The organism is Salinirubellus litoreus (assembly GCF_037335815.1).
Taxonomy (GTDB): Archaea; Halobacteriota; Halobacteria; order Halobacteriales; family Haloarculaceae; genus Salinirubellus; species Salinirubellus litoreus.
The window spans coordinates 2,815,047-2,836,427 of record NZ_CP147841.1; the positions used below are offsets into that span (position 1 = coordinate 2,815,047).

Sequence of the window (21,381 nt, forward strand, 5' to 3'; positions counted from 1 at the left end):
ATCCGAACCAACTATACAGGGGGTATGGATTCACGAAGAACCCCCTTCGACGTGTTCGACGAGATGGAGCGAGCCTTCGACCAGATGCGCCGGTCCATGTGGGGCGGCCACGGCCCGCGGAACCGGGACCACGACTGGGACGCCCGGTCGCTCCCCGAGGCCTACGAGTACGGCCACGACTCCAACCTGAGCGTCGAGGCGACCGACGAGGGCTACGTCGTCCTCGCCGACCTCCCCGGCTTCGAGCGGGAGGAGATCGACCTCCGGTTCGACGGTGGCATGCTCCACATCAGCGCGACCCACGAGGTCACCGACGGCGAGTTCGCCCGCTCGCGCCGCGTCCGCGAGTCCGTCTCCATCGACGGCGACGTCCGCGTCGACGACATCGAGGCGACCTACCGGAACGGCGTCCTCGAGATCCACGTCCCCACCGACGCCGAGGCCGAGGACTCCCACCACATCGACATCGACTGATACGCACCGTCGTAACGATTTACCGGTGGTCGTCAGTCCCGCCCGAGCGATCCGATCACCGGTAAAAGACTGCAACAGTCCGTCTGGCCGCCGGTCGTGGGTAGGATCGAAACTCCCACGGCGCACCTCCGAACACCGATCCCCGTTTTGCGAGCTCGTCGACTTTACGAGTTCGTCGTCGTTTACCGCCCGACGGCGGTCCGAAGCCCCCTCGCAAGGTGTCACATTGATGTACCTGTGGTTACTGTTGTCGTAGACGAACAATGTCGAGCGAGACCCCAGGCTGGCGAGCGGCCGAGGCGGAGTACACCGACGAGGTGATCGGCGACGATACGATCCCCCGGCTGTTCGAGGCGTCGGCCGAACGCCACGCCGACCGCGAGGCCCAGTGGTACAAGGGCGGTGTCTACGAGCGGTCGCTGGTCGACGGGGTCGTCCCGGCCGCACCGGCCGGCCAGTTCGCCGCGCTCACGTACGGCGAGATGCACGACATCGTCCGGAACCTCGCCGCCGGATTTCGCGAGCTCGGCGTCGAAGCGGGCGATCGGGTGGGGATCTTCGCCGACACGCGGATGGAGTGGGCACAGAGCGACCTCGGGCTCCTCGCGGCGGGGGGCGTCGTCACGACCGTCTACACCGAGTCCTCGCCCGCACAGGTCGAGTACCTGCTCTCGGATCCGGAGGCCGTGGGAGTCGTGGTCGAGAACGGCGAGCTACTGGAGCGAGTGCTCGAGGTCGAGGACGAACTCGACCTCGGGTTCGTGGTGGTCATCGACGAGTTCGAGGGTCACGACGACCGCGAGGACCTCTACACGCTGGCGGAGGTCCACGAACTCGGAAAGGAGGCGTTCGATCCCGATCGCTACGAGGGCTGGCTCGACGAGCGGGGCCTCGACGACCTGGCGAGCCTCATCTACACTTCGGGGACGACCGGTCAGCCGAAGGGCGTGATGCTCACCCACCGGAACTTCCGTGCGAACGTCAACCAGTGTCGGCGGCGATTCGCCCCGAGACCCGACAGGGATCCCGAGGTCCCCTCCATCGACGAGAACGACCGTTCGCTGTCGTTCCTGCCGCTTGCACACGTCTTCGAGCGCCTGGCCGGTCACTACCTGATGTTCGCCACGGGGGCGACCGTCGCCTACGCCGAGTCCTCGGACACCGTCTCCGAGGACATCGGGCTCGTCCGGCCGACCGTCGCCACGTCAGTCCCGCGGGTCTACCAGCGGATCTACGACAGCATGCGCGAGCAGGCCGCCGAGTCGGACTTCAAATCGCGCGTGTTCGAGTGGGCGGTGGGGGTCGGGCGGGAGTACGCGACCACGGAGAACCCGGGACCGTACCTCCGGACCAAGTACCGCCTGGCCGATCGGCTCGTCTTCTCGACGGTCGAAGAGCGGATGGGTGGCAACGTCGACTTCTTCGTCTCCGGCGGCGGGTCGCTCTCGAAACGCCTCGCCGAACTGTTCGAGGGGATGGGACTGCCCATCCTCGAGGGGTACGGACTGACCGAGGCCTCGCCGGTGGTCTCCTCGAACCCACCCGAGGACATACGCGCGGGGACGCTCGGCCCGCCGCTGCACGGCGTCGAGACGGAGATCGACACCGAGGCCATCCCGGCGGACCAGCGCGAGGGGACCGAGGGGGAGATCGGTGAACTCCTGATCAGGGGCGACAACGTCACCGAGGGGTACTGGAACCAGCCCGAGGCGACCGAGGGGGCGTTCACCGACGACGGCTGGTTCCGGACCGGCGACATCATCGAGCGGACCGGGGACGGCTACCTGGTCTACCGCGACCGGCTCAAGGAGATTCTCGTCCTCGACACGGGCAAGAACGTCGCGCCCGGGCCCATCGAGAACGAGTTCGCCACGTCGAACCGGATCGACCAGATCATGGTCCTCGGCGACGACGAGAAGTTCGTCTCCGCGCTCTGCGTCCCGAACTTCGAGGGGGTCAGACACTGGGCCGACCGGAACGACGTCGACCTGCCGGCGGACCGCGCCGCGATCTGTGAGGACGAGGACGTCCAGCGCTGGATCGCCGAGGAGATCATCGAGGTCAACGAGAGGTTCCCGAAGCACGAGCGGATCAAGGAGTTCCGACTCGTCCCCGAGGAGTGGACGCCCGAGAACGACCTGCTGACCCCCTCGCTGAAGCTCAAGCGCCGGAACATCCTCGCCCGCTACGACGAGGAGGTCGGGGACATCTACGGCAAGGAGGCGGCGACCGCGGCTGCTGACGACTGACTCGGGCCGTCGGCTTCCGGCTTCGTCGAAACTCCCCCGGCGAGCGGATGGCTACCCACCGGAGATCACCGACCAGCGAGCGACGAGGAGGAGTGAGTCGGCCCCGCGTCCCGGACTCAGTCGAGGCGCACGGCTGCGTCCTTCGAGACGAGGTTCTCGGCGTTCGAGGCCGGGAGCGTCACCACGTCCTCGGCCGAGAGGTCGTACGAGCGGCCGTCGATACCGAAGATGTTCCCCACGTCGGCCGTGACGCGGATCGTCGTGCGCTCGACGGGTTCGTCCTCGCCCTCGCTCGTCTCGGCCGGCCCGGTACCCTCGCCGGAGGCCGTCGCCGCGACCTCGGCTCGGTTCGGCGGATCCCCCCCGGTGTCGGCCGGTTCGGGGTCGCCCCGATCGGGGGCGTCGTCGCTCGCTCCGCTCATCACACTCCCGATGTCGAGCGGTTCGTCGTCCGTCGACCCGCTCGCCTCGGCCGCACCGGGGGCGGGTTCGGCGTCCTCGATCGAGCGATCGGGCGGCGTCGGTGTATCCTCGCTTCCGCCCTGCCCGGGGTCGGGTTCCTCCTCCGAGGTCGGGGGCCGGCCGGTCCCGGTGGCCGGATCGGATCCGGTGGTCGTGTCGGTCTCGGCGGCCGTCTCGGTCGGGTCGGGGACGCCCCGTGACTCCGCCCGATCGGTACCCTTCGTCCCTTCGACGCCCGAAGGAGCGTCGTCGGTCGTGCCGGACGCCCCCACTGCGTCACCGCCGGCGGGCGTGGTCTCCCCTCCCTCCGCCGGGGTGCAGTCGAGCGCGGGCGACTCCCCGTCGAGCACCGAGAGGACGCGCTCGCGGTTCCCCTCGATGGCCTCGACGAGCGTCCCGAAGAGCTGTTCCTCCTCCCTGGTCAGCCCGTCGTCGTCGTAGGGCATGTCCGCGGCGGCGATCGAGGCGAGCTTGACCACCTTGCCGACCCGGCGCTCGTAGATCGACTCGACGGTCCCCTCGGCGGTCCTGATCTCGTCCGAGAGCCGCTCGACGTCGGGATCGTCGAACGGATTGTCCGACTCGGCGGCCACCTGAGTACGCCGCTCGCGGAGCTCCCCGATGTAGGCGGCGGCCTCCTCGTAGAACGACGAGCGGAGGTGCTGGAGGCTGCTCGCCTGTCGTTCCCGGCTCTGGACGGACTGGAGTTCGTCGAGGTTCATTCCCTGGCCTTCTCGGCGTGTCCCCGCGCCATCGCGAACACGCCGACGTGTTCCGGAACGGACTGAACACCCGCATCCAGATTAAACTTCCCCCCGCCGATCGAGATCGAGAGGGGCTCGGTCACGTCGACCATGATCCGTTCCCCGCGGAAGGTCTCGGCGACGGCGTCCGAGAGCGGGTCGAAGGCATCGAGGTCGTCCCGGTCGATGCGACAGACGCGGAGGCCCGTCCCCCCGTGGAGGCTCCCGGGGAGGCGGATGAGGCGGTTGATGTCGGTGGTGACGGGTTCGTCGATGGGCGCGCCGTCGCTCTCGCGGACTCGTTCGAACAGCTGTCTCGCGACCCCGTAGAACGCGGAGTGGACGTCGACGTTGCCGCGCTCGATCGCCTCGCGGTTCTCGCGGGCGGCCCTGAGCGCCGCCCCCGCCTTCCCCTCGCCGACGCCGTCGAACTCCCGGAGCCTCTCGATGGCCTCGTCCTCCTCGGCGTCGAGCAGTTCGTCGACGAGTTCGAGCAGGTGCTCGTGGAGGCGTGCGGCCCAGCCCCCCTCCGTCGGGAGCGTGCGCTTTTCGGCCGGCGTCTTCCGACCCATCCCCTCGACGGTCTCGTGTCGGACCAGGTCGTCGAACGAGATCCCGAGCCCGCGGACGTAGTCGACGACCTCGCGGCGCTCCTCGCGGCCGAGGCCCTGGACACCCTCGTCCCTGACGTGGACGTGGTAGCCACGACCCCCGGAGAAGACGAGGACGCACTCCTCGAATCCGAAGTCGGTCTCGAGGAAGTCGAGCAGGTCGAACAGCGCCGCCTTCCCGGCGGCGAGCATCGCCCCGTAGCCGTCCGCCTCGGGATCGACGCCGGGCAGGTGGTCGGCGTCGATGTCGAAGATCAGGTCCGAGCCGCGCCAGCCCTTCCGCCCCATCGAGTCCTCGCCCGGGTGGTCGTACCGGCCGGCCGAGAAGTAGGCGTGGCGCGGGCGCTCACGGGCGAGGAACTCGCCGAGATCCGCACCCCCGGTGAGATCGAGCAGCGACTCGTGGCGGATCATCGTCGTCCCGCCCGGCGAGAACGGGATGTACCCCCACTCGCGCTCGTTGGCCGCGGGCGGGGCCGGTAGCCCCTCGGTCCGGGCGACTCGCCGGTAGTGGTCGCCGAACCGGCCCCTGAGGTACTCCCGGGTTCGCTCCTCCATCGCTCCCCGGAGACAACACGCCGCCGGACAAATGACTGCCGGTCGCCGAGTGGAGAGGAGGGCGTGGTTCGATCAGGCGCGGCCTGGCCCACCCGATGTTCTAGACGGGGACGTGTATCCCCTCACCGTGTCAGGTGATTTAAGCCCCGTGCCCGCACCAGAGGGGGACATGAAACGCGTTGACGTCGCCGTGGTCGGGGGGGGACCGACCGGATCCTCCGCCGGGCGGGCGGCGGCCCTGGAGGGGGCCGACGCCCTGATCGTCGAGAAGGGGGTGCCCCGGGCCGACCGGGAGGGCCTGGGGCCGGACTCGACGGACGCCGCCGGCATCCTCGACTACTGGGTCGACATCATGGACCTCGACGAGCCGATCCCCGAGCACGTCAAGCTCCGGGAACTCACGGGGGCCGACTTCCTCTCGCCGAACGAGTCGCTCTCGCTCGACTCCACGGGGATCGATTCGTCGTACCCGAACTTCGGGTTCACCTTCCAGCGCGCGCGGATGGACGACTGGCTCCGCGGGCGGGCCGAGGACGCCGGGGCGGAGTACCGCGTCGGAACGGGCGTCTCGGACGTGGATTCGGACCTGACGGGGCGACCGTCGCACACGATCACGCTCCGGGACGGCACCGAGATAGAGGCGGAGTACCTGATCCTCGCGGACGGCCCACAGCGGACGATCACCGGGAAGGTGCTCGACCCGCTGCTCCCAGACGGGTCGTTCGAGCGGATGGCCTCGACGCGCGCGAACCACATCGCCTACCAGGAGTACCGCGAGATCCCCGACGAGCTGTTCGAGCCCGACCGGCTGAAGTTCTGGTGGGGGGTGATGCCCGGCGAGACTGCCTACCCGTGGGTGTTCCCCAACGACGGCCGGGTGGCCCGCGTGGGCCTGACGATGCCGATCGGCCTCGACATCGATGCCGTCGAGGACCGCGACGCCTACGGCCTGCTCCGGCCCGAAGACGAGCGCGTCCCCTCGGGGTCGGTCTACATCGAACGACTGCTGGAGTACGCCTACCCGGAGTACGACCTCGACGATTTCCCACTGGTCACCGACCGCGGGAAACGGAACGGGACCGAGACCTACCCGATCTCCTCGACGCGACCCATCGAGTCGCCGACGGCGGCGAACGTCGCGGTCGCGGGCGGCGCGATGGGCACCACGAGCGCGTTCCACGAGGGCGGCGACCACGTCGCCATCCGCTCGGGGAAAATCGCCGGCCGGCTCGCCGCCCTGGGGGCGCTCCGGGCGTACAACGGCGAGTGGCAGCGGGCCATCGGCGAGGAGGTCCTGAGAAACGTCGCCATCGCCGAGATGGTCGAGGAGTTCGGCCCCGGCGACTGGGACCGGGTGTTCCGGCTGATCAACTCGGTGATGCCCGAGGGCGCACGGTACGCCACGCGCGACGTCGCGCTGACCGGCCTCTACGGTCTCAAACTGTTCCTGGGATACCGGTGGGTCAAGCGCCGCTACCGCGACGGGGCCTACTGTCAGATCCGCGAGGACGACTACGCGGTGTAGCGCGGTCCCGTTCCGGCCACCTCGGCCTCAGTCGTCAGTATCGGACGCCGGGCTCGCGTCCGCGGCCGTCGGCTCGCCGACGAAGCGTGCCCGAAGCTCGGCGTCGGGCACCATACACGCCTCGCGCTTGCCGAAGATCCGGTACCGGACCCGACCGACGAGGTCGTACCCCGCGTCACGGACCGGTCGAGGGAGGACTCCGAGGATCCGGAGCCACCGCCAGGGCCGGTCGAGGTGTCGGGCGATCCTGACTGCGCCGTCGCTCTTCAGGTGTGCCTCGCCGTCCCGCAGGTAGACCAGCGAGTCGAAGTAGTCCGCCCGGAGGTCGTGCGCGGCGAGGAGTTCGCGACCGACCTCGGACTGGAGCGGGGCGAACCGGAGGCTCCCGTCGTCGTGTTCGTGGAGGAACCGCACCGACCACGAACAGAAGTTACAGACCCCGTCGAAGAGGACTATCGCTCCGCCCTCGGGGAATTCGTCGGCGACGCGGGAAGCCACGTCCATGACCCCCCGTAGGGCTCGTGTGTACTCAAACATCCCGGAACAGGGAAACGTCGGGAGCGCCAAGGGGAGCGTGCGCGCCTCAAGTCCCCGCCCCGAGTTCACGTAGCAGGGTGCGATGAGGGAGCGGAGAACCCGGGTGCGCGATACGGGTCGCGCTTGCGCGACCGAACGTGGAGCCGGCACGAGTCGGCGACACGGGGCGTACGGAGTACGCCCGAACGCGGAGTCGGCGAGAGCCGACGACAGGTGTGGTCCCGACCTATCGGGCCCGCCCGGCACGAGGGTTATCCGGCCGACGCGGCACGCCGCCACGGGATGACGCCGGTCGTTAGTGTTCCGGGCGACAACTCAGACTTCTCTGAGATACGTCTCCACTGCTTCGACGACATTGTCGACGAATGAATGCGTCACGCATCCTTGCCACGCGACGAAGTCCTCGCTTCGTGGTGAATGAACCGCCCACGGAGAGACGAACGGCTGCCGAGGAACGCCACCGACCTCCCAGACGTCCGCCGAAAGTGGAATCGAGTCGTCGTACTTTTTCGTCGAGATGGCAACAGCGATGTACTGTTCGCCGTCGAACGGATGGGAGTCGTTGCTCACGATGAGCCACGGTCGCTGCCTGTCGTCGCCCAATTTGAACGGATCTGAACTCCGGACCACGTCGCCACGCTCCGGTTGCATCTACGTCGCGTCCTCGCTCGCGTTCTGCTCACTCGGATGCGGTGTCTCCGGTGCAGCCGTGTCCCACTCGTCCGCATCGATACCGCCGTCGTCACCGTCGAGTCGCCCACTGACGACGTGGAGGTCGTATGCGGACTCGATTCGATCTCTGTCGTCCGTTATCGCCCAGTATTCTCCCTTGTGCCGAACCAGCTGACGCTGCTTCAACCGTGACAGAGCAGTTCCGACAGTGTTCGGACTCTCCCCGATAGCACTCGCAATCTCCGAGCGAGTGAATGCCTGATCACGGTGGGTGTGTAGATAGACGACCACCTGTTCTGGAACGCTTGGTCCCTGTGGGAGGTCCCCGGACTCGAACTCGTCGATACTCACAGGCATGCGGTGAGATTGGCGTGCTGGTGTAATTAGTGTACTGCTGTACTCAATGAAGATTCTACTAGTAGTTTGTCGAGTGCTAGTGTTCCGGGCGACAATCCTGACCCGAGGAGCCATCACTCATACGGTCGAGCACCGCATTCGCTGTTCCCGGGGCTCGACGGGCTGGCGCGGTGGCTCGCGGACTACTACGAGCCAGCCGATACCGAATGACCACAGGGCGGTCCCCGTACGTGTGGCCGGACGCTCGCCGCCGTCTCACACCGAACGATCGGAAACCGGGTGTATCGCCGTGAGAGATCGGTAGCCCTCTCCAGCAATCCCCGGACCGGGGTGTTTGCTAGTCGATCCGCGCACGGAGGTCTTCGGCGACCTCCTCGGTCCCCGCGTCGCCGCCGATGTCGGGGGTGCGTGGAGCGTCGGCGTCCGCGAGCTGCGCCTCGACGGCGCTCCGCAGCGCCCGCCCTACCGCGGGTTCGTCGAGGTGCTCCCAGAGGAGTTCCCACGAGAGCACCGTCCCGATCGGGTTCGCGATCCCCTCGCCCATGATGTCGAAGGCGCTCCCGTGGACCGGTTCGAACATCGAGGGGTGCTCCCCCGAGGGATCGATGTTCGTCGACGGCGCGAGGCCCATGCTCCCGGAGATACCGGCCCCGATGTCGGTGAGGATGTCGCCGAAGAGATTGGAGGCGACGAGGACGTCGAACTCGTCCGGTCGCCTGACGAAGTCCATGCTGGCCGCGTCCACGAGCAGGCGTTCGACCTCGATCTCGGGGTACTCCTCACCGACCTCGTCGACGACGTCGTCCCAGAACACCATCCCGTAGGCCTGTGCGTTCGACTTCGTGACGTTCGTGAGCTTTCCCTCGCGTTCGGTAGCCGCCTCGAACGCCGCCCGGACGATCGTCTCGGTGCCGTGGCGGGTGAACACGGCGCTCTGTACCGCGAGTTCGTGGTCGTGCCCCCGGTGCTCGCGCCCCCCGACGTCGGCGTACTCGCCCTCCGTGTTCTGCCGGTAGACGACGAAGTCGATATCGCCCGCCTCGTGGTCACGCAACGGGCTGGTGATCCCCTCGAACAGGTAGGTCGGGCGCTTGCAGACGTGCTGCTGGAACCCCTTCGTGATCCGGAGGCGGAGGCCCCGAAGCGTCACGTGGTCGGGGACATCCGGATGGCCTACGGCCCCGAGGAAGATCGCGTCGTGGTCTCGGAGTTCGTCGAGGCCGTCCTCGGGCATCATCGAGCCCTCCTCGAGGTACCGTTCCGATCCCCAGTCGTAGCGGGTCGTCTCGAACGGGACGTCACACGCCCCGGCCGCCGCCTCGACGACCGGCATCGAACGGTCGACGACTTCGGTGCCGATCCCGTCTCCCGGGATGATCGCGATGTCGTACGGCATTGGCTATCGAAGCACAACTCGCCACATGGGTGTTGTGGTTCCCCGACGGCCTCGCCGGAGTGACGGTGTGGGACGGATCTTGGGGGACTCGCCTCCACCTGGGAGACGCCCCGTCGTTCGGGTCCGCACAGGGACGGAACGGACCGAGACCGATCCGACGTTCAGACGTCCGAGGTCGACGTGAGCCCGAAGTCGTCCCCCGATCCCTCGAAGCGGTCCAGTTCGAACGGATCGAGCGGGAACGTCGCGGACCGCCCGCCCAGTAGCTCCCGGACCGCGGGGCCGACGACGGGCGAGAGCATCACGCCGAGGCCGTTGAACCCCGTGGCGACGACGAGTCCCTCCGGGCCCGTCCGGGGTGCGTCGACGATCGGCCTGGCGTCCGGCGTCGCGGCGTCCACGCCCGCCCAGTCGTTCACCACGCCCGCCGCGCCGAACCCGTGGAACAGGTCGGGGATCGCCGCCGCACACTGGTTCCGGAACGACTCGTCGGCGCTCGAACTCGCACCTTCCGGATCGTCGATCAGGTGGGGGCTCCCCCCGACGAGCAGGTCCCCGCTGTGTTCCGGGCGCATGTAGAGGTGCTCGTCCCGTGCGCGGACGAGCGGGAACGACTCCGAGAGTGGTTCGTCCGGTTCGAGGACGACGCACTGGGTCCGGTAGGGCCGGAGGGGGAGGTCGATACCGCCGGCGAGGAGGTCGCGGCTCCGCCAGCCGGCCGCGACGACCACCTCGTCCGCGTGGTAGCTCCCCCGGTTGGTCTCGACACCGGCGACGGCGTCGTCCTCGACGAGGAGGCCCGTGACCGTGGTTCCCGTCTCGACGGTCGCGCCGCGCTCGTTCGCGTCGTCAGCCAGCGCGGTGGCGTAGGAGTACGGGTCGACCCAGCCGGTGTCCCGGTACTCGACTGCGCCCGCGAACCCGTCCATCCTGAGCGACGGGTAGCGCTCACGGACGGCGTCGGCGTCGAGATACGAGACGGGAAAGCCCCCGTCGTCGAGCCGTACGGCGGTCGCCTCGGCCTCCTCTCGCGTCCCCTCGGCGACGAGGTCGATGCGGTTTCGAGGAGTGAACTCGAACCCGCCGGTCCCGTCGAACGCCCGGACGAAGGCGTTGGCGTGACGGGCCACGGCCGGGAGGTCGCCGAAGAACAGCGTCGGGGCGACGAGGCCCGCCGAGCGGCCGGTGGCGGCCCCGGCGACGCCGTCCCGGTCGAGGACCAGCACCTCGCGGTCGGCCGCGAGTTCGCGGGCCGCCATACAGCCCGCGATGCCGGCACCGACGACGACGGTGTCGTACGTCCCCGTCATCGTTCGATCCGTCGCGACCGGGCGTCGTCCCCGCCGTTCGGCGTCGGAGCACAGTGAGGAATCATACCGTTCCCTGTTCGAAGCCGACGGATAAACCCCCCGCCTCGCCGGAGGGTTTCCGGTAAATATTCCATCCAGCCGTGCTCTCTCCGGCGTCGAGGCGACCTAGGTATATTTATTGGAGGGCGGGACCAGTGTGACCGTATGGCAGAGCGACAGCTCGCGACGCGACAGGAACCGGCGGTCATCCCCCACTGGTACTCCCCCGATAGCGACCTCCCGACGCTCGTCCGGGGCGACGGGTCGTGGGTGTACGACGACCAGGGCGGGGAGTACCTCGACTTCGTCTCGCAGCTCTACTGCGTCAACGCCGGTCACGGCAACGCGGCCATCACCGAGCGGATGAAGGAGCAGCTCGACCGCGTCCAGTACGTCTCGCCCTCGAAACACAACGACACCCGCTCGGAGCTCGCGGGCCGCATCGCCGACGTCGCCCCCGAGAACCTCACCGACGTCTCCTTCTCGGTGAGCGGCAGCGAGGCCAACGAGACCGCCATCCAGCTCGCCCGCTCGTACCAGGACGCCCCGAAGGTGCTCACCCGGTGGCAGTCCTACCACGGCTCGACCTACGGTGCGGGCGCGCTCACGGGCGATCCGAGCACGCGCGCGACCATCGAGGAGCACGCCGCGACGACCGGCTACGCGAAGTTCCTCCCGCCGCTCACGGCCAACAACGCCTTCGAGGTCGACTCGGAGGCGGAGCTCGCCCGCAAGGCCGCCGACCACCTCGAGTTCGTCATCCGGAACGAGGGCCCCGATTCGGTCGCCGCGGTGCTGATGGAGCCCGTGGGCGGGACCTCCGGCGCGTACACCGCCCCCGAGGGCTACTTCCAGCGGGTCCGCGAGATCTGCGACGAGTACGACGTGCTGCTCATCTCCGACGAGGTCATCGCCGGCTTCGGCCGGTGTGGCGACTGGTTCGGCATCCAGACCGAGGACGTCCAGCCCGACCTGATGACGTTCGCCAAGGGCGTCACGAGCGCGTACGCCCCGCTCGCCGGCGTGGCCACCACCTCGGACATCGCGGAGCACTTCCGCGACGAGGGGATCGACGTCGGGCAGACGTTCGGCGGCCACCCGGTCTCCTGTGCGGCCGGCCTCGGGGCGATGGACGCCTACGAGGACGGCCTGCTCGACAACGTCCGCGAGCTGGCTCCGTACCTCGAGTCCCGGCTCGACGAGGTCGTCGAGAAGTACGACGCCGTCGAGGAGTCCCGCGGTCGCGGGTTCCTACGGGCGCTCACGTTCGCCGACCCGGATACGGGCGAGCCGTTCTTCGACCCCTGGACGGACGACGAGGGCGACAACCCCGTCTCCGAGGTCCGGGACATCGTGATGGACCACGGCGTGATGGTCGGCGGCGGCCGTCCGGACGTCCAGGTCATCGTCTCGCCGCCGTTCACCGTCGACGAATCCGAGATCGACACCGCCGTCGAGGCGCTCGACGACGCCATCGGGAGCGTCTTCGGCTGAGCGTGCCCGTCGAGGTCCGCTACGACGAGGCCTGCCTGGACCACCGACACCCGGACGGCGCGTACGACCTCCCGCTCCGGGAGACGGAGGTCGCAGAGCCCCACCCCGACCGGCCCGAGCGGCTCACGAACGTCGAGCGGATGCTCCGGGCCCACCTGGGCGAGCACGCGACCTGGCCCGCGGTGGAGCCGACGACGCGCGACCGGCTGGAGCGGGTCCACGACCCCGACTACCTCGACGAGGTGTGGGAGCTCGCCGCCTCGGGCGGTGGCCGCATCGAGGCGACGACCGGTGTCTCACCGGAGACGCCCGAGGCCATCCTGTATGCGGCCGGCTCGGCGATCGGTGCCGCAGAGCAGCAGGCGCTCGACACGGACGCCGACACCGTGCCGTACGCGCTCGTCAGACCGAGCGGACACCACGCACAACCCGCCCAGGCCGACGGCTACTGCCTCGTGAACAACGTCGCCGTCGCCGCCGAGCACGCCATCGAGACGGGCGCGGTGGAGCGGGTGGCCGTCGTCGACTGGGACGTCCACCCCGGCAACGGGACCCAGGAGTGCTTCTACGATCGCGACGACGTGCTGCTGGTGAGCCTGCACAACGACTTCGGCTCGTGGGGTCCGGCCCACCCGCAGACCTCGCGGCTCGACGAGCGAGGAACCGGGGACGGCGAGGGCTACACGGTGAACGTCCCGCTTCCTCCCGGCACCGGGAACGAGGGGTACGCCACGGCGTTCGATCGCGTCGTCGAACCCGTGGTAGACACGTTCGATCCCGACCTCCTGCTCGTCAGCGCCGGCCAGGACGGGAGCCAGATGGACCCCAACGGGAACAACGTCCTGACGATGGACGGGTTCCGCGAGATGGGTCGACGAGTGCGAGCCCTCGCCGGCGGGAGCCTCGCGCTCGTCCAGGAGGGCGGCTACAACGTGAGCCACCTCGCCTACTGCACGCTGGGGGCCATCGAGGGTGCCATCGGCGTCGAGTCGGGCGTCGAGGATCGCTACGACCTGCTGGCGGAGTGCAACCCCGCCAGCGAGGAGTGGATCGCCGACGCCGTCGAAGCGTACGAGGAGTTTTGGCCGGTAGGGTAGGCGGGTTCCCGGGAACCGACGTTCGGGTCGGGAGCCCTGACCGATTCCTATCCGTTTGCGGCCGCCCGCAGGTTCAAATACCGGGACGGGACCACCGCTCCCGTGATCTGAGTTCGGCCCGGGCCGTTCCGCGAAAGCGCGACGACGACGGCCCGGGAACCGCCGAGTCGTCGCCAGTTCGATACCGAACCGCGTGAGAAGGGTTCACCAGGGTTCCCACCATCTGTACCAGACGGCGATCGGGAAACGGGACCTCCTCCCGATCGTCGTCGCGATGGTGGCGAGTCAGGCGCTGATCGAGACGAACTCGAACTCCCGCGAGCGCGACTCGAAGCGGTCGAGCGCGAACGGCGAGAGCGGGACCTCGGCCTCCTCGCCGGTCACGAGCGACCGGACGGCCCGCGCGGCGACCGGCGAGGTCATCACGCCGCGCCCGTGGAACCCCGTGGCGAGGACGAGCCCGTCGGGGGCCTCGGACGGGGCGTCGACGATGGGTCGAGTGTCGGGGGTCGCGCCGTCGACGCCCGCCCACCCGTTCACGAACGTCGCCTCGTCCATCCCGTCGAACACGCGCGGGAGCAGTTCGGCGACGTGCTGGCGGAACGCCTCGTCCTCGTCGCCGCTCGCCCCCACGGGGTCGTCCTCGGCGAACGACCAGCCGCCCAGCAGCACGTCGCCGTTCAGTTCGGGCCGCCAGTAGACGTGGTCGTCGGGGAGCCACCCCATCGGCAGGTCCGACGCGTCCTCGCCCGGATCAACGACGATACACTGCGTCCGGTAGGGTCGGAGCGGGAGTTCGACGACGCCCGAGAGGAGGTCGGCGGTCCGCCAGCCGGCGGCCGCGACGACCGTGTCCGCCTCGACCGTGTCCGCCTCGGTCTCGATCCCGGTCACGACGTCGCCGTCGACGGCGACCCCCTCCACGGCGGTGTCGGTCCGGAACTCCGCGCCGCGGTCGGCGGCGTCGTCCCGGAGCGTCGTCGCCAGCGTGTACGGGTCGACCCATCCCGTCTCCTCGAACACGACCCCGCCGACGTAGTCCGAGGTGTCGAGCCGCGGGTAGCGTTCCGCGAGGGCCTCGATCTCGGCGAACGAGACCGGCACGCCCTCGCCCTGTAGGCGCTCGGCGCGCCGGCGCGCCTCGCCCTCGCGGTCGGACGAGACGGGTTCGACGCTCTCGCGCTCGGTGTACCGGAACGCGCCGGTGCCGTCGTACTCGCCGAAGAACTCGTTGGCCACCTCGCGGACCGCCGGGACGTCCGAGTACGAGGGCGTCATGGTGATCAGTCCGGCGGCGAGTGCGCTGGCCTCGCCCGCGACCTGCCCCTTCTCGACGACGACTACCTCGTGGTCGGGCGCGAGGGCTCTCGCGACCGAACAGCCGATCACCCCACCGCCGACGACCGCGACGCGGTCGGTCACCGGGTCGTCACCTCCGCCAGGGCCTCCCTGCTACCGTCGAACGCCCGATTCGTTCCCATCGGTCACTTCACCGCCCGGAACGCCTCCTCGGCGATCTCGAGGGCCTCCACGATCTGCTCGTCGGTGTTGGAGTACGAGGTGAAGAAGCGCTCGAACTGGTCGTGGTTGCCGAACAGCGCCCCCTTCGCCGCGGCCTCGAACCACCAGTCCTCGAACAGGTCGGCGTCGGCCTGCCAGGTGTCCCGGTAGGTCTCGGGCGACTCGTCCATCATGAACACCTGGCCCATCGAGCCGACGTGTTCGACGGTGGCGTCGACCCCGACGTCGTCGGCGACCTCCTGGAGCCCCGAGAAGAGGTCCTCGGCGTAGGCTTCGATGGTCTCGAACACCGGCTCCTCCTGGAGCAGTTCGAGGGTCGCCAGGCCGGCCGCACACGAGACGGGGTGACCGTTGTAGGTGCCGCCGTGGAACGCCGAGGCGTGCCAGGCCTCCTCGTCCTCGCCCTCCGGCGGTTCGATCTCGGCCATGATCTCCTCGCGACCGCCGAACCCGCCCAGCTGAAACCCGCCGCCGGCGACCTTCGCGAACGTGGTCATGTCCGGCGTGATCCCGAATCGCCCCTGCGCGCTGGCCGGTCCGAGCCGGAACCCGGTCATCACCTCGTCCCAGATGAGGACGATCCCCAGCTCCTCGGTCAGGTCGCGGAGGAACTCGTGGTAGCCGTCGCGGGGTTTGAGGACGCCACACGACGCGAGAACCGGTTCGAGGATGACCGCCGCCGTGTCCTCGGCGTGCTCGCGGAGCACCTCCTCGGTGGCCTCCCTGTCGTTGAACGGGAACGCGACGACGGTCTCGCTCACCTCGTCGGGGATGCCCGTCCCGTAGGGGACGGTGTTGGGCCGCTCGGCGGGTCCGAGCGCGTCCTCGCTGGCGTAGACGGACTGGAGGGCGTAGTCGTGTGCGCCCGCGTAGCCGCCCTCGGGCTTGGCAATCTTCGACTTCCCCGTGTACGAGCGCGCCACCCGGAGGGCGTGCATGGTCGCCTCCGAGCCGCTGTTTGCGAGCCGAACCGTCTCGATGCTCGGGGTCATCTCGACCACCTTCTCCATGTACTCGATGGCGACCGTCTGCGGGACGGCGGCGACCTCCGCACACCTGTCGATCTGGTCCTTGGCGGCCCCGGTCACGCGCTCGTCGCCGTGACCGAGGATCGTGGGGCCGAGCCCCTGGAGGAAGTCGAGGTAGCGGTTCCCGTCGATGTCGTAGACGTAGGAGCCCTCGGCCTCGCCCAGGTAGAACGGGTAGGGGTCGACGGACCTGACGTTCGACTCGACGCCGAGCGGGGTCACCGCCGCCGCGCGCTCGTGGTACGCCTCGCTCTTCGGCGTCCGTTCGCGCAGGGCGTCGAAGTGATCCGATTCGCGTTCGAGACTCATAGCTCAGCCGGGGCGGGGCGACCCGATAAAACTTACTCCGAGAGCGGAATATCTCGTAAAGATTTCATCGAATGGCCTATCGAGTCGAAGGTTCGGTCGTCTACGCGCCCGGGTCGGCCGACCGTTCGAGGGGGAGGACCAGCCCCTTCAGCCCGCCGCGCGCCTTCCGTATCTCGCGGATGTCGATCTCCGTCACCTCGATCCCCCGATCCCGGAGCGCCCGGCGCGTCTCCGGGCAGGCCCCCGGGAGCAGGACGTGCCCGGGGTCCACGACGACGCTCGAGGTGCTCATGTTCCGCTGCTCGCGCCGGGGCACGTCGACGGTCTCGACGCCGCGGTCCTCGAGGAGGTTCCGGAACTCCGTCGGGACCGCCTGGGGGTAGAGCAGCGCGAGGTCGGGTGCGACCATCCCGAACACGAGCGCGAGGTGGGTCTGACCGGTGCTCTCGGTGCTCCCGAAGATGGGGACCTCGATCAGTTCCACCCCGTAGGTGTCGAGGACGCTCCTGACCTGGCGTATCCCCTCGGCGTTGGTCGTCATCGACCGGCCGACGGCGACGGTCTCCTCGTCGAGCCACACCACGTTCCCGACCTCGAACCGGCCGTGGCCGTGGACCGTGTGGTAGATCGGGACGTCGAGCTCCACCGCGCGGGCGCTCAGTCGCATCCCCTCACCGCGGCGTATCTCCCCGTGCATCTTCCCGACGACGAACCCCCCCTCGATGGCGAATCCCACGTCGCGGACGAACAGCGACTCCGCGTGGTCGGGGTCGACCTCCCCCAGTTCGTGGACGGTGACGCCGTTCGACTCCAGGGCCTCGACCAGCCGCGCGTGCTCCTTCGCCGCGCGCTTGCGCCGGGGGAGCCCCCGCCACCCCCAGGCGTCGGGGTCGACGACGGAGGTGAGCTCCTCGCCGGGCTCGTGGACGAGCACCCGCTCCAGGCTACCCACGTCGGTCCTGACGGACGGTTCGAACCCCGGCATCGTCACAGGTCGAGCCTGTTCTCCTCGCGGACGCTCCGGAGGGCGACGTTGGTCGCGGTCCGCCGGACGCCGTCGTGTTCGCCGATCCGCGTCAGCAGGTCGGTGAGCGCGTCCCGGTCGGGCACGCGGACCTTCAGCAGGACGTCCGAATCGCCGGTCACCTCGTGTATCTCCTGTATCGACGGGTCCTCGGCGAGCCGCTCGGCCACCCCGGAGGCTCGTCCGGCTTCGGCCTCGACCTGGACGAACGCGACCTCCGGGAACCCCAGCATCTCCGGGTCGAGCACGGCGCGGTACTCCCGGATGTAGCCACGCTCCTCGAGGTCGTTCGTCCGCTCGTGTATCGTCGCCGAGCCCATGTCGAGCCGTCTCGCGATCTCCGAGAGGGCGACCCGACCGTCCGTCTGGAGGATCTTCAGTATCTTCCGGTCGGTCTCGTCGATGTCCGCCGGGCCGGGCGGGGCGTCGTTCGTTGTCACGGTCGTGCATAGGATAGCGGTGCACCGACCAATAAATGTACAGGGGTTACCGGCGATCGGGCCGGTTCGAGAGCAATCGTTCGGAAGCTCGCGGGAGTCGGCGGAGAGCTCTCGGCGGAAGTCCTCCGAGAGGAAAGCTATTACTACCAGTTCCCGCAAGGGGGGCGTAGCCGTATGGCAAGTGATTACGAGACGGACCCCGGCTCGGCCGGCGCGCTCAGGGAGGGCGTCCGCCGGGTACGCCGGAACCGCTACCTCGGTCTGGTCGTCAACGCCGCCCCCTCGGCGCTGTGGCTCACCGTGTTCTTCCTCGTCCCCCTCGGCGTGATGTTCTACTATAGCTTCGGGGAGCGCGGCGCGTTCGGCCAGGTGCTGCTGGGGCTGTCGAACATCGGCCTCCAGCAGTACGCGACGTTCTTCGTCCCGGAGGGGGCGACCGTCCCGCAGGCGATCTGGTACTCGCTCGCCTGGATGATCGAGGGCGTGCTCCCCGGCGGGGTGGAGCTCGCCGCGACCGACCCGACGCCGTACGTGAAACTGACGGTCAAGAGTATCAACTTCGCCGTCGTCACGACGCTCGTCGCGTTCCTCATCGGCTACCCCATGGCCTACTACCTCGCACGGAACGTCTCCAGCGAGCGCCAGAACCTCCTCATCGCGCTGGTCGTCCTGCCGTACTGGGCCTCCTATCTCGTCCGTATCTACGCCATCAAGCTCCTCCTCTCGGGCAACGGGATCGTCCCCTCGCTGCTGGTACGCCTCGGGGTGACCGACAGCCCGCCACAGCTCCTCTTTACCGACTTCTCGGTGCAGTTCGGGCTGGTCTACATCTGGCTCCCGTTCATGATCCTGCCGATCTACGCGAGCATCGAGAACCTCGACTTCACGCTCCACGAGGCGGCGATGGACCTCGGGGCGGATCGATTGGACGCGTTCTTCAAGGTGACGCTCCCGCTGTCGATGCCCGGGGTGACCGCGGGGAGCGTCCTCGTGTTCATACCCAGCGTCGGGGCGTACGTCATCCCGAACCTGCTCGGAGGCCCGAACACGGCGACCATCGGGAACTTCATCGCCGGCCAGTTCGGTGCCGCCGGCAACTGGCCGCTCGGGGCCGCCGCCTCGTTCGTCCTCATGGTCATCATGCTCGGGGTCATCGCCATCTACATGCGCCGCGCCGGAGGTGACCTCCTGTGAGCGGGAGTTCGGTGTCGCTCGGGATGCGTTTCAAACGAGCGCGCTCGAACCTGATGAAGCGGTACGGCGGCTGGGTGCTCGGGGCCGAGGCACTCGGTGTGTACCTCTTCCTCTACATCCCGGTGATCCTGCTGATGATCCTCTCGTTCAACGACTCGCGCTACGCCATCGTCTGGGAGGGGTTCACGACCCGGTGGTACGAGGCGCTCCTCGCGGGTCAGACGATCGGCCGGGTCAACCCGCAGGTGGCCTGGGTCGCCCTGCAGAACTCGATCGTCATCGCCGTCGTCACCGTCTTCGTCAGTGTGGTCTTCGGGACGATGCTCGCGCTGGCGCTCGACCGCTACGACTTCCCGGGCAAGGGCCTCTTCACCGGCGTCGTCTACATGCCGCTCATCATCCCGAGCATCGTGATGGGCATCTCGCTGCTGCTGTTCTTCAACCGGGCGAACATCACGCAGGGGATCGGAACGGCGATCATCGGCCACATCGCGTTCGACGTCAGCTACGTCACGGTCATCGTCCTCGCGCGGCTCCAGAACGTCGACCGCTCGCTCGAGGAGGCGGCCCAGGACCTCGGTGCCCGGGAACTGGAGACGTTCCGGTACGTCACGCTGCCGCTCATCAAGCCCGGCATCCTGGCGGGCGCGCTGCTCGGGTTCGCGCTCTCCTTCGACGACTTCGTCGTGACGTTCTTCATCATCGGCAACCAGAACACCCTCCCGATCTTCTTCTTCAGCATGGTCCGGCAGGGGATCTCGCCGGGGGTGAACGTCGTGGCGACGCTCATCCTCCTCGGCACGCTCGGGCTCATCGCCCTCGCACAGTGGTTCCAGAACGAGCCGCTCTGGTGACTCGGTCACCGGATCCGTCTCGTACTCTCCCCGCCCGGATCCATCCCGACGACGACCGGTCGATCGTCGGTTGCCCGTCCCGTTCCGCCCCATCCTTTTCGCTCCAAAGTAAAAGAATGAATATATAAGAATCGAGCGACGTGCGTAATCTTTATGACAGGAGTCGCGCTACGAACGGAAGAGTTAGGTGACTGATCCATGGAAAAGCAAAATTCTTCGAGCCGGAGACGGTTCCTGAAGCTGGCGGGGGCGGGGAGTCTCGGGGCGATGGCCGGTGTGAGTGGCTGTCTCGGCGGCGGCGATGGTGGTGGCGACGGGGGTGACGGCGGCTCCACCCCGACCGAGGCGAGTGGCGGCGACGGCGGGTCGACCCCGACCAGCGGGGACGGCGGCTCCTCGGGCTCTTCGAGCGGCGACGCGTCCGTCCGCGAGGAGTACGGGCTCCCCGAACTCGACTACGAACTCGAGGACACGCTGACGGTCTTCCAGTGGGCGGACTACTGGCCGCTGAGCGAGGACTTCAACACCGTTCAGGTGTTCGAGGACGCCTACGGCGTGAGCGTGAACGTCTCCAACTACGCCTCGAACGAGGAGATGTTCAACAAGCTGAACGCCGGGGGATCGGGCCAGTTCGACCTCGTCTTCCCGAGCGACTACATGGTGAACATCCTCGCCGACCAGGAGATGATCCAGCCGCTCGACCTCGAGAAGATACCGAACTGGTCGAACCTGGAGAGCAGGTGGCGCGAGCAGGCCCCCTACGACCCCGGCGAGGAGCGCTACTCCGCGCCGTACTTCTGGGGGACTTCTGGCATCGGGTGGAACGAGAACATGCTCGCCGACGACACCGAGTACCCGCTGGCCTCCTGGGACGCCCTCTGGGACGAGACGTACTCGGGCCAGATCACGATGCTCGACGACATGCGCGAGACGATCGGGGCCTCGCTCAAGCGGCTCGGCTACTCGCTCAACTCCGAGGACGAGAGCGAGATCGAGGAGGCCAAGCAGGCGCTCATCGAGCAGAAGGACCTGCTGCTCACCTACGACTCGGTGAACATGGCCGAGAACCTCATCAACGAGAACGCCTCGCCCATCCACACCTGGTCGGGCTCGTCGTTCTCGGCGTACTGGCAGCTCTACGAGGACGGCTCCTCACCCATCGGCTACCGTGTGCCCGAGGAGGGGAGCGTCGTCTGGGTCGACACGGCGACGGTCACGGCGGAGGCCCAGCACCCCAACGCGGCCCACGCGTTCATCAACTACGTGCTCGCCGCGCAGGTCAACGGGAACATCGCCAACTACGTCTACTACCCCTCGCCGAACGAGGCGGCCAAGCAGTACATCACCGATTCGATGCTGGAGAACGAGCGCGTCTACCCGCCGGACGAGATCATGCAGGAACTCGAGTTCATCCGTAACCTCGGCCAGGCGACCTCGATCTGGAGCGAGGCCTGGACCGAGATCCAGAACGCCTGAGCTCATGCAGG

At 68.4% G+C, this 21,381-nt stretch carries 19 protein-coding genes; 8 read left to right on the forward strand and 11 right to left on the reverse strand.

Features of this window, described 5'->3' with window-relative positions:
• Nucleotides 1–24 precede the first annotated feature (24 nt).
• Nucleotides 25–474: an Hsp20/alpha crystallin family protein gene (locus WDJ58_RS14050; protein ID WP_338913892.1), complete on the forward strand. Its 450-nt coding sequence runs from the start codon at nt 25–27 to the stop codon at nt 472–474.
• 263 nt (nt 475–737) lie between these two features.
• Entirely contained in the window at nt 738–2,723 is a 1,986-nt protein-coding gene (locus WDJ58_RS14055; protein ID WP_338913893.1) for an AMP-dependent synthetase/ligase, read from the forward strand.
• Nucleotides 2,724–2,839: 116 nt separating this feature from the next.
• Here WDJ58_RS14055 and WDJ58_RS14060 read toward each other — a convergent pair whose 3' ends face one another.
• Together WDJ58_RS14060 and priS are read right to left on the reverse strand one after the other, a co-directional pair.
• Nucleotides 2,840–3,907 carry a hypothetical protein gene (locus WDJ58_RS14060; RefSeq protein WP_338913894.1) on the reverse strand — a complete coding sequence of 356 codons (1,068 nt, stop codon included), beginning with the start codon at nt 3,905–3,907 and terminating at the stop codon, nt 2,840–2,842.
• Nucleotides 3,904–5,097 carry a DNA primase small subunit PriS gene (gene priS, locus WDJ58_RS14065; protein WP_338913895.1) on the reverse strand — a complete coding sequence of 398 codons (1,194 nt, stop codon included), beginning with the start codon at nt 5,095–5,097 and terminating at the stop codon, nt 3,904–3,906. The genes WDJ58_RS14060 and priS overlap by 4 nt, the downstream gene beginning before the upstream one ends.
• 169 nt (nt 5,098–5,266) lie before the next feature.
• On the opposite strand from priS, the gene WDJ58_RS14070 reads away from it, so the two are divergent.
• Nucleotides 5,267–6,622, forward strand: coding sequence for an NAD(P)/FAD-dependent oxidoreductase (locus tag WDJ58_RS14070; RefSeq protein WP_338913896.1), 1,356 nt, complete (start codon nt 5,267–5,269; stop codon nt 6,620–6,622).
• 27 nt (nt 6,623–6,649) lie between these two features.
• Here WDJ58_RS14070 and WDJ58_RS14075 read toward each other — a convergent pair whose 3' ends face one another.
• From WDJ58_RS14075 to WDJ58_RS14095, 5 genes are all read right to left on the reverse strand, one after another.
• Nucleotides 6,650–7,126 carry a thiol-disulfide oxidoreductase DCC family protein gene (locus tag WDJ58_RS14075; protein ID WP_338913897.1) on the reverse strand — a complete coding sequence of 159 codons (477 nt, stop codon included), beginning with the start codon at nt 7,124–7,126 and terminating at the stop codon, nt 6,650–6,652.
• 348 nt (nt 7,127–7,474) lie between these two features.
• The gene (locus WDJ58_RS14080) at nt 7,475–7,810 is read right to left on the reverse strand and encodes a hypothetical protein (protein WP_338913898.1); all 336 of its coding nucleotides are present in this window, start codon (nt 7,808–7,810) and stop codon (nt 7,475–7,477) included.
• Nucleotides 7,811–8,188: a hypothetical protein gene (locus WDJ58_RS14085; protein WP_338913899.1), complete on the reverse strand. Its 378-nt coding sequence runs from the start codon at nt 8,186–8,188 to the stop codon at nt 7,811–7,813.
• 337 nt (nt 8,189–8,525) lie between these two features.
• Nucleotides 8,526–9,584, reverse strand: coding sequence for an isocitrate/isopropylmalate dehydrogenase family protein (locus WDJ58_RS14090; RefSeq protein WP_338913900.1), 1,059 nt, complete (start codon nt 9,582–9,584; stop codon nt 8,526–8,528).
• A 161-nt stretch (nt 9,585–9,745) separates the two neighbouring features.
• Nucleotides 9,746–10,894 carry an NAD(P)/FAD-dependent oxidoreductase gene (locus WDJ58_RS14095; protein ID WP_338913901.1) on the reverse strand — a complete coding sequence of 383 codons (1,149 nt, stop codon included), beginning with the start codon at nt 10,892–10,894 and terminating at the stop codon, nt 9,746–9,748.
• A 204-nt stretch (nt 10,895–11,098) separates the two neighbouring features.
• Here WDJ58_RS14095 and WDJ58_RS14100 point away from each other — a divergent pair, with 204 nt between their 5' ends.
• Both WDJ58_RS14100 and WDJ58_RS14105 read left to right on the forward strand, forming a co-directional pair.
• Nucleotides 11,099–12,427: an aspartate aminotransferase family protein gene (locus WDJ58_RS14100; RefSeq protein WP_338913902.1), complete on the forward strand. Its 1,329-nt coding sequence runs from the start codon at nt 11,099–11,101 to the stop codon at nt 12,425–12,427.
• 2 nt (nt 12,428–12,429) lie between these two features.
• Nucleotides 12,430–13,524 carry a class II histone deacetylase gene (locus tag WDJ58_RS14105; protein ID WP_338913903.1) on the forward strand — a complete coding sequence of 365 codons (1,095 nt, stop codon included), beginning with the start codon at nt 12,430–12,432 and terminating at the stop codon, nt 13,522–13,524.
• A gap of 285 nt (nt 13,525–13,809) precedes the next feature.
• On the opposite strand, the gene WDJ58_RS14110 is transcribed toward WDJ58_RS14105, so the two are convergent.
• The 4 genes from WDJ58_RS14110 to WDJ58_RS14125 form a co-directional block, all read right to left on the reverse strand.
• Entirely contained in the window at nt 13,810–14,946 is a 1,137-nt protein-coding gene (locus WDJ58_RS14110) for an NAD(P)/FAD-dependent oxidoreductase (protein ID WP_338913904.1), read from the reverse strand.
• Between the two features lie 62 nt (nt 14,947–15,008).
• Entirely contained in the window at nt 15,009–16,382 is a 1,374-nt protein-coding gene (locus WDJ58_RS14115; protein WP_338913905.1) for an aspartate aminotransferase family protein, read from the reverse strand.
• A gap of 100 nt (nt 16,383–16,482) precedes the next feature.
• Nucleotides 16,483–17,367: a dimethylarginine dimethylaminohydrolase family protein gene (locus WDJ58_RS14120; RefSeq protein ID WP_338913906.1), complete on the reverse strand. Its 885-nt coding sequence runs from the start codon at nt 17,365–17,367 to the stop codon at nt 16,483–16,485.
• A gap of 2 nt (nt 17,368–17,369) precedes the next feature.
• A complete protein-coding gene (locus tag WDJ58_RS14125; protein ID WP_338913907.1) occupies nt 17,370–17,846 on the reverse strand; it encodes an Lrp/AsnC family transcriptional regulator in 477 nt (158 codons plus the stop codon).
• Between the two features lie 174 nt (nt 17,847–18,020).
• Between WDJ58_RS14125 and WDJ58_RS14130 the strand changes: the two genes are divergently transcribed.
• From WDJ58_RS14130 to WDJ58_RS14140, 3 genes are all read left to right on the forward strand, one after another.
• Complete coding sequence (locus tag WDJ58_RS14130) at nt 18,021–19,040, forward strand: ABC transporter permease (protein WP_338913908.1); 1,020 nt, start codon at nt 18,021–18,023, stop codon at nt 19,038–19,040.
• Nucleotides 19,037–19,894 (forward strand): ABC transporter permease, encoded by an 858-nt coding sequence (locus WDJ58_RS14135; RefSeq protein ID WP_338913909.1) that lies wholly within the window; start codon nt 19,037–19,039, stop codon nt 19,892–19,894. The genes WDJ58_RS14130 and WDJ58_RS14135 overlap by 4 nt, the downstream gene beginning before the upstream one ends.
• 267 nt (nt 19,895–20,161) lie before the next feature.
• The gene (locus WDJ58_RS14140) at nt 20,162–21,370 is read left to right on the forward strand and encodes a polyamine ABC transporter substrate-binding protein (protein WP_338913910.1); all 1,209 of its coding nucleotides are present in this window, start codon (nt 20,162–20,164) and stop codon (nt 21,368–21,370) included.
• Nucleotides 21,371–21,381: the final 11 nt, after the last annotated feature.

What these genes read in the sequence shown, in the direction of transcription:
- WDJ58_RS14050 (WP_338913892.1), top strand. Translation starts at nt 25, where the DNA reads ATGGATTCACGAAGAACCCCCTTCGACGTGTTCGACGAGATGGAGCGA.
- WDJ58_RS14055 (WP_338913893.1), top strand. Translation starts at nt 738, where the DNA reads ATGTCGAGCGAGACCCCAGGCTGGCGAGCGGCCGAGGCGGAGTACACC.
- WDJ58_RS14060 (WP_338913894.1), bottom strand. Translation starts at nt 3,907, where the DNA reads ATGAACCTCGACGAACTCCAGTCCGTCCAGAGCCGGGAACGACAGGCG.
- priS (WP_338913895.1), bottom strand. Translation starts at nt 5,097, where the DNA reads ATGGAGGAGCGAACCCGGGAGTACCTCAGGGGCCGGTTCGGCGACCAC.
- WDJ58_RS14070 (WP_338913896.1), top strand. Translation starts at nt 5,267, where the DNA reads ATGAAACGCGTTGACGTCGCCGTGGTCGGGGGGGGACCGACCGGATCC.
- WDJ58_RS14075 (WP_338913897.1), bottom strand. Translation starts at nt 7,126, where the DNA reads ATGGACGTGGCTTCCCGCGTCGCCGACGAATTCCCCGAGGGCGGAGCG.
- WDJ58_RS14080 (WP_338913898.1), bottom strand. Translation starts at nt 7,810, where the DNA reads ATGCAACCGGAGCGTGGCGACGTGGTCCGGAGTTCAGATCCGTTCAAA.
- WDJ58_RS14085 (WP_338913899.1), bottom strand. Translation starts at nt 8,188, where the DNA reads ATGCCTGTGAGTATCGACGAGTTCGAGTCCGGGGACCTCCCACAGGGA.
- WDJ58_RS14090 (WP_338913900.1), bottom strand. Translation starts at nt 9,584, where the DNA reads ATGCCGTACGACATCGCGATCATCCCGGGAGACGGGATCGGCACCGAA.
- WDJ58_RS14095 (WP_338913901.1), bottom strand. Translation starts at nt 10,894, where the DNA reads ATGACGGGGACGTACGACACCGTCGTCGTCGGTGCCGGCATCGCGGGC.
- WDJ58_RS14100 (WP_338913902.1), top strand. Translation starts at nt 11,099, where the DNA reads ATGGCAGAGCGACAGCTCGCGACGCGACAGGAACCGGCGGTCATCCCC.
- WDJ58_RS14115 (WP_338913905.1), bottom strand. Translation starts at nt 16,382, where the DNA reads ATGAGTCTCGAACGCGAATCGGATCACTTCGACGCCCTGCGCGAACGG.
- WDJ58_RS14120 (WP_338913906.1), bottom strand. Translation starts at nt 17,367, where the DNA reads ATGCCGGGGTTCGAACCGTCCGTCAGGACCGACGTGGGTAGCCTGGAG.
- WDJ58_RS14130 (WP_338913908.1), top strand. Translation starts at nt 18,021, where the DNA reads ATGGCAAGTGATTACGAGACGGACCCCGGCTCGGCCGGCGCGCTCAGG.
- WDJ58_RS14140 (WP_338913910.1), top strand. Translation starts at nt 20,162, where the DNA reads ATGGCCGGTGTGAGTGGCTGTCTCGGCGGCGGCGATGGTGGTGGCGAC.